Annotated in this window: 9 protein-coding genes; 4 read left to right on the top strand and 5 right to left on the bottom strand. The window is 64.1% G+C overall.

What is annotated here, in order from left to right; all coding sequences use genetic code 11:
* Positions 1-93: 93 nt before the first annotated feature.
* The 3 genes from Q0982_RS03445 to Q0982_RS03435 are packed head-to-tail and all read left to right on the top strand — an operon-like array spanning position 94 to position 1,853.
* Complete coding sequence (locus Q0982_RS03445; protein WP_299391720.1) at positions 94-474, top strand: hypothetical protein; 381 nt, start codon at positions 94-96, stop codon at positions 472-474.
* The gene (locus tag Q0982_RS03440; protein WP_299391719.1) at positions 471-1,214 is read left to right on the top strand and encodes a C39 family peptidase; all 744 of its coding nucleotides are present in this window, start codon (positions 471-473) and stop codon (positions 1,212-1,214) included. Before Q0982_RS03445 ends, Q0982_RS03440 begins: the two co-directional genes overlap by 4 nt.
* A gap of 12 nt (positions 1,215-1,226) precedes the next feature.
* Positions 1,227-1,853 (top strand): hypothetical protein, encoded by a 627-nt coding sequence (locus Q0982_RS03435; protein WP_299391717.1) that lies wholly within the window; start codon positions 1,227-1,229, stop codon positions 1,851-1,853.
* 134 nt (positions 1,854-1,987) lie between these two features.
* Here Q0982_RS03435 and Q0982_RS03430 read toward each other — a convergent pair whose 3' ends face one another.
* Together Q0982_RS03430 and Q0982_RS03425 are read right to left on the bottom strand one after the other, a co-directional pair.
* Positions 1,988-3,292, bottom strand: a complete 1,305-nt coding sequence (locus Q0982_RS03430) for a transporter (protein ID WP_299391716.1) — start codon at positions 3,290-3,292, stop codon at positions 1,988-1,990.
* 222 nt (positions 3,293-3,514) lie between these two features.
* Positions 3,515-4,804 (bottom strand): sigma-54-dependent Fis family transcriptional regulator, encoded by a 1,290-nt coding sequence (locus Q0982_RS03425; protein ID WP_299391714.1) that lies wholly within the window; start codon positions 4,802-4,804, stop codon positions 3,515-3,517.
* Between the two features lie 476 nt (positions 4,805-5,280).
* On the opposite strand from Q0982_RS03425, the gene Q0982_RS03420 reads away from it, so the two are divergent.
* A complete protein-coding gene (locus Q0982_RS03420; RefSeq protein WP_299391712.1) occupies positions 5,281-6,162 on the top strand; it encodes a DUF547 domain-containing protein in 882 nt (293 codons plus the stop codon).
* A 54-nt stretch (positions 6,163-6,216) separates the two neighbouring features.
* On the opposite strand, the gene Q0982_RS03415 is transcribed toward Q0982_RS03420, so the two are convergent.
* The 3 genes from Q0982_RS03415 to Q0982_RS03405 all read right to left on the bottom strand — a co-directional run bounded on the left by Q0982_RS03415 (position 6,217) and on the right by Q0982_RS03405 (position 15,054).
* Entirely contained in the window at positions 6,217-7,536 is a 1,320-nt protein-coding gene (locus Q0982_RS03415; protein ID WP_299391711.1) for an HlyD family type I secretion periplasmic adaptor subunit, read from the bottom strand.
* Positions 7,533-9,272, bottom strand: a complete 1,740-nt coding sequence (locus Q0982_RS03410; RefSeq protein ID WP_299391709.1) for a type I secretion system permease/ATPase — start codon at positions 9,270-9,272, stop codon at positions 7,533-7,535. The genes Q0982_RS03415 and Q0982_RS03410 overlap by 4 nt, the downstream gene beginning before the upstream one ends.
* A gap of 106 nt (positions 9,273-9,378) precedes the next feature.
* Entirely contained in the window at positions 9,379-15,054 is a 5,676-nt protein-coding gene (locus tag Q0982_RS03405) for a 5'-nucleotidase C-terminal domain-containing protein (RefSeq protein WP_299391708.1), read from the bottom strand.
* Positions 15,055-15,102: the final 48 nt, after the last annotated feature.

The raw sequence follows: 15,102 nt of genomic DNA, 5'->3' as shown, positions 1-15,102 counted from the left end.
CGAGGGCCGCGGGTTCCGGTGGGCGTCTCCAAGGCGCTCACCGGACACCCATCGCGAAGTTGATGTAATCCGCAATGCTCGGGAGGCGTTGCTATGAAGTACAGAAACCGAGTTCTCAGCCTTTCAGCGGCCGTTGCCGGCGTTGGCCTCATCCTGAGTGCAGCACCGGCCGTGGCCGAAGACGCCTTTGCTGAATGGGGAGCCGTATCGACGGAGGCCCTGTCCGAAGAACGGGGCAAGGCTTTCGAGATCGACGAAGACTCCTTGGCCACGGCGATCGGCGCGCAGTATCAGCACGTCACCTTTGACGGTATGGCGGCGGTCGGCTCCGGCGGCGAGATCCACCTGGGCAGCCACACCTTTGCCGACCAGGTCATGTCGCTTAACGTTATGAACACCGGCAACAATGTCGCTCTGCAGAATCAGAACGTCGTTGCGGTGACCGTCATCGATAGCAGCGTGAGTCTGCCATGACCGTCGTTTCGCATCCGCTGCAAGTCCGCTTCCGGCGGGGCGTCTTGGCTCTTGCTTGCGCGCTTCCCTTCATGGGAGCGCTCTGCCTGGTCCATGCCCCTGCCGAAGCCGGTGAAACCCGCTTCGTTTCGGCGGGCGGGATGGCCTTCAATCTCAAGGTCAAGAGCGTAAAGGAACGTAAGTGGGAGTCCGTTGTCCGGCAGGAACGCGATTTCTCTTGCGGATCGGCGGCGGTTGCGACCCTATTGACCTATCACTACGACCGTCCGACCGAGGAGGTCGAAGTCTTCGAAGCCATGTTCGCTGTCGGTGACCGGCAGAAGATCATGGCGCAGGGCTTTTCCCTCCTGGACATGAAGCGCTTTCTCGACGCCCGCGGTTTCACGGCCGACGGCTTCCGCGTTTCCATGGACAAGTTGGCGGAGGTCGGCGTGCCGGCCATCGTTCTGCTCGACATTCGTGGCTATAAGCACTTCGTGGTCGTCAAGGGCGTGACGCCGCATCACGTTCTGGTCGGCGATCCGTCGCGCGGCATTCAACGATACAAGCGCAGCGATTTCGAGAAGCTGTTGGCCAACGACATTGTCTTTGTCGTCCGTACTCAGGTGGAACTCGCGAAAGCGAATTTCAATCTGGAGGATGAATGGAGTGCTCACCCTCAGGCGCCTCTGGGCCCGGCGGTGAGTTCCAGCAATCTGGCCAACATCACCATCTACCTGCCGGGCACGGGAACCCGATAAGGGAGACATCCGATGACGACACTCATTGCTGTATCAGCGATCAGACGGTTCAGTATTGATGCCGCCGCTGTTCTGCGGAGCGTTGCGGCGGTCGTCGGTCTGGCCATGGCCACCGCAGCCTGCTCCGGTACGGATGCGATCAACCAAGCCGGTCAGCCGTTTGAGGCGGGAAGCGGCAACGTATTGATGGCCATGGCAACAGGAAAGGCCATCGACCCGCAGGAGGTTGTCGAAGAAGAGATCCTCGAGGAGCAGCGCGGCGGCTTCCTGACCGTTGGCGGTCTTCAGGTAAACTTCGGCTTTGAGTTCACCACAATGGTGAACGGAACGCCTCAACTCACTTCGGTCCTGACTCTGAACGACATCGTAAGCGGTAACGGCGTTGTTCCCAGCTTGAACAACATCTCAATCTCCGGTGCTGATGGCGGCATCACGGAAATCATCCATGCTGCCGGGCCGGATGGCATCAGCGCCACGATTCTCAACTCACAGAACGGAATCGATATCGAGAACATTTCAACGCTCGCAATCGACATCATCGGCCTGCGCAATGTCCACAAGGGCGGGCGGGCGCTCGGCAACGGCCGGCGCATGCCCATGGAGATGCAACAGGCCCTGATCCGCGGTCTGTCGAGGTGAACGGAGTCCGGACAGCGCAGGACGCGCTCATTCTTTAGTTCGTTTCTGTTGTTCAATGAAAAAGGGGCCCCTCGGGGCCCCTTTCTTTTGTTCGGTCAGAACTGTCTTCGCGATTGTGCCGCAGGGCCTCTTGCTCAGTCGAAGGCGTTGCCCAGATCGAAGGTGACCGGCGTCCGCAGGGTCAGCACCACATCGGGGGCGTCGTCCGTGACGCCGACCTGGGTGTTCAGGTTGAGGTTGATCTGGTCGGTGAGGGCGTAGGAAAAGCCCAGGCTGAGGCGGCCGACGTCGAAGTCTTCCGACTCCACCGTCACTCCGTCGATTTCCTGTTCGGTCTCGAAGACAAAGTCGTGAGCATAGCCGACGCTGAAAGAGGCGCGATCATTCAGCGCAAAGCCCATGCCGAAGCCGAAGCCGATGACATCGCCCGGCTGAACGTCGCCGATCTCCGATCCGCCGATGGTCTCGTCCACGTCTTTTCCGAAGCTGTGCGTATAGCTGACGCTTCCGAAGAAGACGACAGGATCGGACGGATAGATCACCGTCAGCCCGGGTTGCACAGCCCAGAACCCGGAGCCGGTCGACAGTTCTGTTTCGAGACCGTCGTCGTCGCGGTCGACATCAAAGGGACCCTGGCCACTGTCTGACTTCACCCGGGCGTTGGCGACGAAAATCGGCCAGTCATCCAGTCCGTCGTTGATCTGGTAGCGGCCGCTGAACTCGATGTCGCCGAGATTGGCCGCATCGGGGCTGCTGCTTACCGCGCCGCCGGCGCCGATGACTTCTTGCGTGATCTCGTCACTGCGGTAGACGAAGGGAACCTTCAGCTCGACCTCGGCCCGGTTGGTGATGCCGTAGCGCAGAGTGCCGGCAGCCGTGATCGTCTGCCGCTCGGCGTCCGAAACCTCGATATCGCCGACCAGGACGGTTTCGATGATTTCGACGCCATCGAAAAAGAAGCGGGTGCTGTCCGTGCTCTCGAACTCGATCGAGGGCTCGAACACAAGGTTGCCCTTTCGGGTCAGCACGCCGCCGACGTCCTGGACCCCGGAGACGTCGATCCGCCGCCGCTGCGCGTCGGGATCTTCCTCGCCCACCGGCCGGTCCGGCGTGCCCTGAGTCTGTGGTGCGCCCTGGCTCGGCGGCTGCCCCTGCTGTCCTTGGGACTGTCCCTGGTTCTGGCCCTGCTGGGCGACCTGGCCGGGCTGTCCCTGATAGTCGGCATAGCTGTAGTTGGGGGATCCGGGCTGGTATCCCGGCTGTCCCACGCCGGCGATGCCGCGGATCGCATTCTCGAGCTGATCGATCCGGCGCTGCTGCGCCTCGATCTGTGCGCGCTGAACCTGGATAAGGTCGAAGAGCTGCTCAACGGTCACCGGCGCAGCAGGCTGCGTTGCCGTGGACTGTCCGGTTTCCTGCGCGTAGGAAGCACTGCCCATCAGAGCTACACAAAGCCCGACGCCGCTCCCCAAAACGACGCGTTTGAGCGCCGATGTCTCAGATGATGATGGCACGAATCCCATAAGCTGACTCGGCTCCCCCCTCACTCATGCGCCACTATCACCGCGAAATCGGCACAAATCAAGGCTCAGGTGAGGGTCTTCGGTTTCGAAATGCGGCCGCGGTGCGTTTGCGCAAGCGGGTGCCACACGGGCGGCCAGTTAGTGTGCAGAGGGGGCACCCTGTCCGCGGATGCTGTACTTTTCGATCAAGCGATAGAGCGTGACCCTTGAAACCCCGAGGTCACGGGCGGCGACGGTGATGTTGTGGGCGTGCTTGCCCAGCGCATCCCGCACCAGCTTCTCTTCGATCCTGGCCTTTGCCTGCTCCAGCGTTGTTGCGGATTCCGATGCAGCCATAGGCTCGGCGCAGGGCTCCGGAGCGCGCGAGACCCGGGTTGCCGCGGCAATTCCGCCAAGATCGATCTGCGGCAACGAATCGATGCCCGCCGCCGCGCGGCTTGGGGCCTCCGCCGCAGCCCCTGGACCGGTCGCGAGACCGAGGTCCTCGGCCGTCAGCCGGTCGCTGTCCGTCATCACCACGGCGCGGCGCACCTTGCTGATCAGCTCGCGGACGTTCCCCGGCCAGTGATAGCGCTGCATTGCCGAGAGAGCGTCTTCGGAAAGGAAGCGGTTCTCGACCTGCATCTCCGCCGCAAAGCGTTTGGCGAAGAACGCACCCACGAGCGTGATGTCCTCACCGCGCTCGCGCAGCGGCGGCAGGTTGAGCGTGAGGCAGTTCAGCCGATGGAAAAGGTCTTCGCGGAACTGCTCCTTGCGGATCATGCGATCCAGGTTTCGGTTCGTCGCCGCTATCACGCGGCAGTTCAGGAGGATCGGTGTGTTGCTGCCGACTCTCTCGATCGTTTGCTCCTGCAGGAACCGCAACAGGTGGGGCTGCAACTCCAGCGGCATATCGCCGATCTCGTCCAGGAACAGCGTGCCGCCGTTTGCCGCTTCCAGTTTGCCGATCTTGCGCTGGTGCGCACCGGTAAAGGCGCCCTTCTCGTGACCGAAGAGTTCCGAGGCGACCAGAGAGGCCGGGAGTCCGCCGCAGTTGATGGCAACGAAGGGCCCATCGGCATAGGTCGATCGCTCATGGATCGCCAGAGCGGCGAGCTCCTTTCCGGTGCCGCTTTCGCCCTGAATCAGGACCGGCGCGCGGGGCAGAGCAAACTTGCGGATTGTGTTGAAGACGGTCTGCATGGCCGGGCTCTCGCCCACCATGTGCGGTTCGACCGGTTCTGCCACGGTGGCGGCAGCGGGGAGGGGTCGCGCCTTTGCGCATCGTGGCTGAGGGGTCTCGCCGGAAGCCGGTATCGCAGCCGGTATCAGGGCGCGAATCAGCTGAGCAAGCCCGGCGTCACTGCGACCGAGTTTCACGACCAGTTCGGCAAGTGCCTCGTGATCCCGGCTCAACACTTCATCGCGGGTGAGTTCTCGGTCGGTCATCTTGACCTCTCCGAAAGCAACGGCGGCATTTCCTTGACCCCCTTGACGCTTTCACCGGGACCTAGCTCATGGTCTCAGCCTGTGCCCGGGCAACCTTCTCGCGGGCGCCTTCCGGATCCTCAAGGGCATACTGTTGTGCACAGCCCCCTCAATCTCCGAAAACGAGTCTAGCGGGGCTCGCATCGGGGGGGCCAGGGTGCATAAGCGCTATGATCTGATCGCTTCAAGCCGAATGGCCGGATTGCATAAACCAAAGGCATAATCCCCGCGGGTCATTAGGGGAAATCAAGTACTTAGTTCGTGGAAAAGGTGTAATCCGAGCCCCGTCCAGTAGCCCCAAATCTTCTCTCGGCGCCTCTGTCTCCGCAGCCATCCGGCGCCGTTCACACCCTGCTCGCGCGTCTTTGAATTCACTTTTCCCTCTCGCGGTCGATTTCTATCGGACAGGCCCTTTTGAACCTGCGTGGGAGTTGTTGATGAAAAAGCCCTGGGCTCTGCCGATCGGAAGAAGGCTCGGCCGCGTTGTCCTGGCCGCCGTCATGGTTCTGCCGCTTGCCGCTTTCACCTCGGCGGAGCGGTTGTTTGCCCCTTCTTCAGAGCTTTGGCCACGCTGGGAGCAGCACGACCCAGCAAGTGCCGCGGTGATCGATTTCACGGCCTGGGATGCCTTTCTGAAGGCCCATGTGCAGGTAGGTGATGATGGTGTGCACCGGCTGGACTACGGAAACCTCGCCGCGGACGAGCGGGACACCCTCGCGCAGATCGTCGCTGACTTTGCCGCGGTGCCGATCAGCACCTACGGGCGGCGCGAGCAGTTTGCCTACTGGGTCAATCTCTACAACGTGGTCACGGTCAAACTGATTGCGGACCACCATCCGGTCGAGTCGATCCGCGACATCGACATCTCACCCGGCCTCTTTGCCAGTGGGCCCTGGGACAAGGATCTGGTGACGGTGGAAGGCGAAGCGCTGACGCTGAACGACATCGAGCACCGCATCCTGCGGCCGATCTGGAATGATCCGCGAATACACTATGCGGTCAACTGTGCCTCCATCGGCTGCCCCAATCTGGCGGTCGATGCTTTCACGGGCGCCGACCTGGAAGAGCAGCTTGAGGCTGCCGCAAGGAGCTACATCAACGACCCGCGCGGCGTCACAGTGGCCAATGGAGAGGTCACGGTCTCCAAGATCTATGACTGGTTCTTCGAGGACTTCGGCGAGTCGGTATCGCTGCTTCTGCAGCACCTGAAGCGCTATGCGGAGCCGTCGCTTGCAGCCCAGCTCGAAGACATCGGAACCATCAATGGCACCGCCTATGACTGGAGCCTCAACAACACCGGCACCGCGGCGGGCGGTTGAGGTCTGCGGGCCAAGGCGGATGGCGGCCGGTCGCGGTGCTGAGCCGCCGGATCCTCAGTTTTCCCGCCAAGCCTTGGTGATACTGTCTTTCAGGGGTTGGACCAGGTAGTCCAGAGCGGTCCGTTCGCCGGTCTTGATCATCACGTCGGCGGGCATGCCTGGGCGCAGCATTCGGTCTTCGCCGAGGCGCGCGACCTCCTCCTCGGGGATCGAGATGCGCGCCAGGTAATAGGCTTCGCCGCTTCGCTCGTCCTCGAAGCGGTCGGCGGAGAAATAGGCGACGCTGCCGATCAGCTTCGGCGTGGTCCGCTGCGAAAAGGCGGTGAACATGACATCGGCTTCGAGGCCCAGCGCCAGGCTGTCGACGTCGAACGGCAGTACCCGCGCCTCGACGATCAATTCGTCGTCAACCGGCACCAGCTCCAGGATCGTCGCGCCCGGCTGCACCACCTGACCGGGCGCATAAACCTGCAGGCCGACGACCACGCCGTCTTCGGGGGCACGTACCTCCAGATTGTCCAGAACGAACTGGGAGGCAGCGACCCGCTCTCTCAGATCGAAGATCTCCGTGCGCAGGTCCCGCAGTTCCAACTCGACCTTCTCGAGGCTGTCCTTGCGGAGCTGGAGGATCTCCAGTTCGGCTTGGCTGATCGAGGTCTTGGCCGCAGCGATCTCCGCGATGTGCTCGCCCCGCTCACCGCCCAGGCGGGCCGCCTCCCGCTCCAGGGCCAGGACCTTGTTCTTCTCCGCAAAGCCCTTCTCAAGCAGTTTGCGCAGACCCTCCAGTTCTTCGCCGATCAGTGCAATCTGGCGCTCCTTGGCCTCCTGCTGGGCGCGCAAGCCGCGGATCTGTTCCCCGACCTGACCGATCCGCTCCTCATAGATCTTGATTTCCCCCTTCAAGGTCTCGCGCCGCGCCGTGAAGAGGCTTTGCTGACCGCGCAGGCTGTCGCGCAGTTGAGGCTCGTCCTGGCGCGCCAGGAGGCCCGCGGTGAAGACGATGGTGTCGGCCTCGTCACGCTCCGCAATCAGGCGCGCCTCGTTCGCCTGCGCTTCGTCCAGCTTGGCTTTGAGGATGGCGAGGGAGGCATGGGCGCGGGTCTCGTCGAGCTGCACCAGCAGCGCATCCCGTGCGACGGCGTCGCCGTTGCGCACCAGGATCCGCTTCACGATCCCGCCTTCCATATGCTGGATGGCCTTGCGGTTACTGTCTACCGTCACCTTGCCGGAGGCGATGACGGCGGAAGAGAGCTCGGCGGTCGCGGCCCAGCCGAAGAAGCCGGCGAAGGTCAGGGTGACGACGGCAATCCCGGCGATGACGATAGGCAGCACGCGGGTCGGCGCTGCTTTGGGAGCTTTGGGAATCTGTGTCATGACGATGCAGCCTTGCTTCTGGTGTCCGCAGCCGCATCTCTCGGTGCCGTTTTGGGTACAGCCTTGGTGACCTTGGGCATGACCTCCGCGCGTGGTCCGAACTGTTCGATCAGGCCGTCGCGCAGGACCAGGAGCTTGTCCATGCCGGCCAGGACCGAGGGCCGGTGCGCGATCACCACCAGGGTCGTGCCGGCTGCCTTGAGTTCGGCGACGGCTTTGCGCAGTGCCTCTTCGCCGTCGCCGTCCAGGTTGGAGTTCGGTTCGTCAAGCACGATAAAGGCGGGCTCGCCGTAGAGCGCCCGGGCCAGGCCGATACGCTGGCGCTGGCCGCCGGAAAGCGCCGCGCCGCCCTGTCCGATGACCGTGTCGTAGCCCTGCGGCAGGCGCAGAATCATCTCGTGGACGTTGGCGCGCTGGGCGGCGCGCACGATCTTCTCCGGGTCGCCTGCCCCGAAACGGGCGATGTTTTCCGCGACCGTGCCGTCGAAAAGCTCGACGTCCTGGGGCAGGTAGCCGAGGGCGGGCCCCAGCAGCACGTGATCCCAGTCGCTGATGTCGGCGCCGTCCAGCCGTACGTTCCCCGCCGCGGGGGCCCAGACGCCGATGAGCAGCCGGGCGAGGGTCGATTTGCCGGCGGCGCTCGGCCCGATCACGCCGAGGCTCTCGCCGGGGCTGAGCGCAAAGGAAATGCCCTTGATCACCGGCTTATCGAGGCCCGGTGGCGCGGCGACGAGGCGTTCCACCGCCAGCGCGCCTTTGGGCCGCGGCAGGGGCAGACATTCTTCAGGTTGTTTCTCCTTGGCGAGGAAGGCTTTCAGGCGCCCGTGGGCGCTGCGCGCCAGAATGAAGCTGCGCCAATGGCCGATGGCACCCTCGACCGGCGCCAGGGCGCGGCCCATGATGATGGAGGCGGCGATCATCACGCCGGGTGTGATGATCTGCTGCAGCGCCAGATAGGCACCGGTTCCGAGAATGGCGATCTGGAGAGCCGGGCGGACGAACTTTGCCGCGGCGGTGAGCAGTCCGCCGCGGTCGCTGGCCTGCGCCTGGGCGGCCAGCGCGGCCTGGTGGCGCTGCCGCCAGCGCTGCCGCAGGGCCGGCATCATGCCCATGGCCTCGATCACCTCGGCATTGCGCAGCGTGTTCTCCGTGAAGTTATGGGCGGCAGCGCTGTCCGCAGAGGCATCGCGCAGCGGACCCCGGGTGGTCAGCTCGCTGATCACAGCCAGCGTGAAGAGGATCACCGCGCCGCCCAGGGCGACCAGCCCCAGCAGGGGATGCAGCAGGAAGATGATCGCCAGGAAGAGGGGGGTCCAGGGTGCATCGAAGAACGAGATCAGTCCATTTCCGGTGAGGAAGCCGCGCAGGCTTTCAAGGTCGCGCAGGGGCTGGGCTTCGCCGCCCTCGTTTTGCCGCAGGCGCCGGCGCAGCAGACCGCCGAACAGTGTGTCGCTGAGCGAAGTGTCCAGCCGCGATCCGATGCGCACCAGAATACGGGCCCGAACGAACTCCAGCAGGGCGCTGGTCAGGATCATTCCGATGGCCACAACCGTCAGCATGATCAGGGTGTGGCGGCTGCCGGAACTCAGCACGCGGTCATAAACCTGCAGCATGTAAAGCGGGCCGGTAAGCATCAGCAGATTGATGAAAAAGCTGAAGAAGCCCACCGAAAAGAACGTGCTGCGCACCCGCTGGAGCGCCTCTGAGAGGGGGTTCTGGCCTTGCTTTCGCGCCACTGTGGTCATCGTCTAGCCTTAAGAACTGCCTGCTCTGGAAAAGCCGCGAGGCGGCGGCGCCATTCGGCACCGCCGCCCCGCTGGGGTCTGATGGCTTTCGGGCTGATCAGACACCGGTGATCATGAAGTCGTCAGAAGACAGGTCTTCCTCGTTCACGCCGACCAGACGGATCTCGTCGCCGGCCACCTCGTCGAGGGTGATGACCACGTCGTCGCCATCGTTTACCGCCGCGTCCAGCAGGTCATCGAAATCGGCGATCGAGAAGCCGTCGAGCTTGATCAGGTCGTCGCCGGGTTCGAAGTCCTTGATGACATCGCTGCCGCTGCCGGGATTGTAGACAAAGACATCGTCGCCACGGTCCCCTTCCAGCGTATCGTCGCCTTCGCCGCCCTCCAGCGTGTCGTCGCCGCGGCCGCCCTCGATGACGTCGTCGCCTGCACCGCCGGCGATCTCATCGTCGCCGCGGCCACCGTCGATGACGTCGTCATCCTCGCCGCCGTCGATGGTGTCTTCGTCGCGGCCACCGTCGATGGTGTCGTCGCCGGCCCCGCCCAGAATCAGGTCCTCATCGCGGCCGCCGTCGATGAGATCGTCGTCGTCACCGCCATCGATGGTATCGTCACCGCGATCGCCCTCAATGGTGTCGTTGCCGTCACCGCCACTGATCTCGTCATCGTCCCGGCCGCCGTCCACAAGATCGTCGCCGGAGCCCGCTTCGATGGTATCCTCGCCGCGGTCACCCACGATTGTATCGGCGCCCGTTCCGCCGTCGATCAGGTCATCGTCCCGGCCGCCGTCCAGCTCGTCGTCGCCGCCACCGCCGTTCAGGGTGTCGTCGCCGCGGCCGCCGCCCAGGGTATCGTTGCCGGCGGTGCCGTCCTGCAAGTCATCGCCCCGGGTGCCGTTGTCGCTGATCGGGTCCGGCAGTCCGTCGAGCACCGTGTCGCTGCGCTCGTTGAGGTTCTGGATGCGGGTGTCGTCGGCGGCATCTGTATCGGCCTCACCGAAGGGCGTGGTCGAGAAGTTGGCCAGCAGGAACTCAGCCAGCGCGTCCTGTTCGCTGCCCGGGTCGGCAAAGTCGGAAGCCCCGGCGTCGCTCAGAACGTCCTTGAGCTGAACCACGTCGGCAAAGTCCGGATCGGCTGCCGCGAAATCCGGGAAGGGATAGCTGTCGCCGCCCAGGTTGGCCAGGAAGTCGAGGGTCACGATGCGGATCGGCGTATCCGGGTCGATCGCCAGTTCACCGTTCTCGACCAGCGCCATGACCGGGTTGCCGTCTTCGTCGATGATGGCCGCCGACTGTATGCGCGCGCCGGGCGCCGCGTCGGGATCGAAACTGAAGGAAATGCCGCCGACCTGCGGGAACTGTCCGGGGGTCTCGCCCGGCCCGGTGGCGGCGACCCCGTGCTCCAGGACCTCCAGAAGCTGCGCCGCGGTCAAGGTCTGCAGCGTCAGACCGTTGTTGAACTTGAGGGTGTTTTCGACGTCGAGCTGGGAGACCTCGCCGGCCTGCTTGCCCGAGGCCGGGTTGTCCTGGGGCGGCAGCTCGACGAAGTTGCCGGAGCCCGGCGGCTGCTCCTCGATCACGCCGATGGGGGCCCGGATGCCGCCACCGTTCTTGATCGAGACCATGACGCTGTCATCGAATTCCTGGGCCAGGGCCAGGTTGGCGTCGGCGGTGAGGTTGCCGAAGTTGGTTTCCTCGGTCCGCACGTCGTCGCGGCGCCCTTCCAGATAAACGTCTGTCCGGCCGAGGATGACACCGTCTTTGGCGATCACGATGTCTTCCACTGCGTCGGTCAGGGTCTTGACCTGACCGCCTTTGGTGCCCTCGGCGAAAGCGTCGTTATTGCCCCACAAGGCCTCGACCTGCTCGTCCGTCGTGGCAAAGGCACCGCTGACGTCCTCGTCGGTCGCCTCGCCGTTCTCGGTGATGAGAACGCCGTTTTCATCGAACTCGATCACCAGGCGTCCGACGTAGGAGTACTCGCCGTCGGTGCTGACGATGACCGCCGGATCGCCATCCTTGTTGAAGGTGTTAAAGGGATAGTCCTCGTCCGCCGTATCGCCTTCGTTGAGACCGCGGTCGATGTCTTCCTGGTCGGCCTGCAGGGTGTCGGAGCCGCCGGCGATGATCACGTCGACGCCGCTCAGCTTGCCGATCAGTTCCTTCTCAAGGCTGATCTGCTGCAGGTGGGTGACCAGGACGATCTTGTTGACGCCCTGGGCGATCACGTCGTCGATGATCGGCTGCAGGACGGCGGCCAGGGCGTCCATGTCGTCCGGGTTATCGCCGTCGATCACGGTGGTGTCGCCCGGCGAGGAGATATTGGCAAGATTCGGGGTGGTGGCGCCGATCACACCGATCTTCTCGCCGCCTTCCTCCAGGATCGTCGCCTGGGCGATCTTGGGCGAAGGTGTGCTGGTCGCCGACTGCTCCGGCCCGGTCTGGAAGTCGGTGTTGGGCAGGATCTGATCGGTGAAGAGGTCGGCCAGGTTGTCGTCGTTGGAAAAATCCAGGTTGGCCGCCAGGTAGGGGAACTGGGCACCGACCCAGCGGTCGTCGGCCACGCCGTCGTCGTTGCGGAACTGCGGGGCGATGATATCAGCCAGAGTCGCGGTCCCAAGGTCGAACTCGTGGTTGCCCAGGGCCGAGGCGTCGAAGCCGATGGCGTTCATGATCGAGATATCGACCCGGCCGCCGCCCTCGCGCAGGCTCTCGTAAAGCTCGTCCGGTGCCTCCAGGCCGAAGAAATCGTTGTAGAAGTCGTTGAAGACGCCCTGGTCGCGGAACACGTCGCGGTCGTCGGCAGCGCTGAAGAAGGGGCCGCTGAGGAAGTTGTCGCCCGCGGAAAGGGTGATGGAATTCGCGTGGGTGTCTTCCAGGAAGTCGACAATGGCGGCGAAGTTGCCCGCCCGCTCGACCGCTTCGACGCCGCCCTCCAGGTCAGAGGCGTGGAGGATCTGCAGCTTGAAGGTCTCCGGCTGTGACTCCAGGGTGATGCGACCGACGATCGGCTCGTGGTCGCTGCCGGTCTCGGTGCCGCTGCGCGCGCCGTCGTCGAAGTCGACGTTCACGTGAACGATGTCGAATTCGGTGTCGTCGGCGAGGTTCTCGGTCACCAGGAAGTGGTCGAGGACCTGGGAGTTGCCCTCGAAGTTGAAGGTGTAGACCTCGTCGTCGGTCAGCTCGTCGATCTGGTTGAAGAGCACCTGATCGCCATCGGACTCGCCGGTCAGGATGGGTGCCGGCGTGGCGAACTGGAAGTCGTTCAGGTCGCCCAGAACGATGACATTGGCGTCCGGGTCGGCCGCTTTCAGGCCGTCGACGTAGTCGTTGATGGCCTGGGCCTGGGCCTCGCGCTCATCAAGGCCGGCGTCGACAAAGGGCTGCTGCGAGCCGTAGACCGGCGTCGAGCCGAACTTCGAGGAGAAGTGGTTGTTAATGACGGTGACCTCGTTGCCCTCGAACTCGAACTGCGCCTTCAGGGGGACCCGGCTGCCTTCGAAAGCCTCGAAGTCGAGTGCCTGGACCGAGCCCTCCAGCAGGTCGACGCGGTCCGGATTGTAGAGATAGGCGACCCGGATGTTGCCGCCCGGCACGCCGCCCTGGCTGCCGTCCTCCGGCGCTATATCGAAGAACTCGTAGGTAGGTCCGCCGGCGGCGGCGATGGCGTCAACCAGCTCCTGCAGCGTCTGCGAAGCGTCGGTGGTGCCGTCGTCGGTCGTGCCGTTGTTGTCCTGAATCTCCTGAAGCGCGATGATGTCCGGGCTTTGAAGGTTGTTGACGATTTGCTGACCCAGGATGTCGCGCTGGGTGTCGTCGCTGGCGGTTGCGGAGAGGTTCAGAACGTTGTAGCTGGCCACGGTCAGCTGGTTGGCCGTGCCGGTCAGAGCGGTGGTCTCGGCCTCCGGCCCGGCGTCGGTCACGACGGCCACCGGGCCGGTTGGGCGGACCTCGTAGTTGCCGAAGTCGTAGCCCAGCACGCCGGTGACGTCGCCCAACCCGTCGCCAACGTCGGCGCCGAGGTCCGAGTTGGTCTGGATCTGGATGCGCTCGGGATTGATGTCGTCGGGTGCAAGGTCGATGCCGCCACGGGGATTGAGACCGTCGGGGCCCACGTTGTCGCCGTTGTTGGCGACGACCCAGGTCTCGCCGAAGCGGTTTGTGGCCGAGGTGGCGACGGCATCCGGCACGGTGACCAGCATGCCTTCCAGGCTTTCGAAGTAGTCGAGCCCGTCGAGTTCGGGGTCGAAGGAGCCGAAGGAGTCGTCCTCCACCACCTGCTGCGGCGGCACGCGCCCGCCGGTTCCGAGCACCACGGCCGCCGGCAGCGGGTTTCCGCTGCTCAGCACGTTGACGGTCGGGCTGCCGCCGATCTGCGTCGTCGTCAGGTTGTTGGCATTGCCCCCCGGCAGGTCCTCTTCGACCGTGCCGGTGACCTCCACCGCGTTGCCGATGGCGACGGTGTCCCCGGAGGCGATGAAGATGCCGTCGGAAGTGGCGATGTCGGCATCGCCGTTGGGGTCCTGGATGAAAAAGCCGTCCGAGGCCAGGGCGATGACAATGCCGGTGGTGGTCACGACCTGGTTTTCAAAGGGCGAGGTGTGGCCTGCGCCCTGGATCTCCATGATGGTGACCGCCTGGACCGGCTCTTCCTCCACCATGTTCTCGCTGCCCGGCGTGTTTATGGCTTCGCCCGGCGCCGCGTTGGACGGAGCGGAAGGGCTGGTGAACTCGTTCTCGACCCAGTCGTCGGCCGTATCGGTGTCGGTACCGTCGGGAATGCGGGAGGCGCCGTCGACGCCCGCCAGCACCGGATCCGCATAGGTCTGGTCGCCGCCGTCGCCGTCGGAGACGGCAACGGAGTCGATGATCGATGTCCAGGGGCCGGACTCGGGAACACCGTCGTTGTTGGTATCCAGGTCGTCGCCGACGCTGCCGGTGAAGTCCTCGACCAGGAGCAGCGTCACCGTGCCGTTCTCGAATTCGCCGTTAAGGAAACCCGTTGTCCAGAAGCCGTCGGCATTGGTGGTTCCAAGCTGAATGGCCGTATCGATGGTGCCGGCGCCGCTGCCGTCGCCTTCGATCTGGATCAGCCAGAGGTTGGAGTAGTCGGTGTCCGGTGCGCCGAGAACCTCGACGAACTCGCTGTCATCGGTGCTGGCGTGATCGAAGACGAATTCGTTGATGACCGGAATGACGGGAACCTGGACGTTGCTGCTGCCCGGTGTGTTCTCCGCCTCGCCGGGGGCTGCATTGGAGGGATCGTTGGGGCTGGTGAACTCGTTGCGCGCCCAATCGGCCGGAGTGTCGCTGTCGGTGCCATCGGGGATGCGCGAGGCGCCGCCGACGGTGAAGGTGTTGCCGTCAAAGCCCTGCGCCAGCTCAGTTTCGGCGTAGGTCAGGTCGGAAGCGCCGTCATCGCGTACAGCAACCGAGTCGATAATGGAGGTCCAGGGCGCGGAATCGGGGGTGCCGTCGTCGTTGATGTCGAGATCGTCGCCGACGCTGCCGGTGAAGTCTTCCACCAGCAGCAGCGTCACACTGCCGTTCTCGAACTCGCTGTTGAGAAGGCCGGTCGTCCAGAAACCGTTGGCATCGGTTATGCCGACCTGGATCGCGCTGTCGATGGTGCCCTCGTTGGAGCCACTGTCCCCTTCAATCTGGATGAGCCAAAGGTTCGAATAGTCGGTGTTCGGATCGCCGAGGATCTCGACGAACTCGGCGTCGTCGCTGCCGCTGTGATTGAAGACAAACTCGTTGATGACCGCCGACATATTGGCTCCCCTTCGTATGTCGTTCGCAGGTTCGGGCTTCGGGAGCAG

This window comes from Pelagibius sp., from assembly GCF_028281305.1.
In the GTDB taxonomy this organism is placed as follows: Bacteria; Pseudomonadota; Alphaproteobacteria; order Kiloniellales; family Kiloniellaceae; genus Pelagibius.
The sequence above is the reverse complement of the archived record's forward strand: the minus strand, read 5'-3'. Positions and strand labels throughout refer to the sequence as shown.

What these genes read in the sequence shown, in the direction of transcription:
- Q0982_RS03445 (WP_299391720.1), top strand. Translation starts at nt 94, where the DNA reads ATGAAGTACAGAAACCGAGTTCTCAGCCTTTCAGCGGCCGTTGCCGGC.
- Q0982_RS03440 (WP_299391719.1), top strand. Translation starts at nt 471, where the DNA reads ATGACCGTCGTTTCGCATCCGCTGCAAGTCCGCTTCCGGCGGGGCGTC.
- Q0982_RS03435 (WP_299391717.1), top strand. Translation starts at nt 1,227, where the DNA reads ATGACGACACTCATTGCTGTATCAGCGATCAGACGGTTCAGTATTGAT.
- Q0982_RS03430 (WP_299391716.1), bottom strand. Translation starts at nt 3,292, where the DNA reads ATGGGCAGTGCTTCCTACGCGCAGGAAACCGGACAGTCCACGGCAACG.
- Q0982_RS03425 (WP_299391714.1), bottom strand. Translation starts at nt 4,804, where the DNA reads ATGACCGACCGAGAACTCACCCGCGATGAAGTGTTGAGCCGGGATCAC.
- Q0982_RS03420 (WP_299391712.1), top strand. Translation starts at nt 5,281, where the DNA reads ATGAAAAAGCCCTGGGCTCTGCCGATCGGAAGAAGGCTCGGCCGCGTT.
- Q0982_RS03415 (WP_299391711.1), bottom strand. Translation starts at nt 7,536, where the DNA reads ATGACACAGATTCCCAAAGCTCCCAAAGCAGCGCCGACCCGCGTGCTG.
- Q0982_RS03405 (WP_299391708.1), bottom strand. Translation starts at nt 15,054, where the DNA reads ATGTCGGCGGTCATCAACGAGTTTGTCTTCAATCACAGCGGCAGCGAC.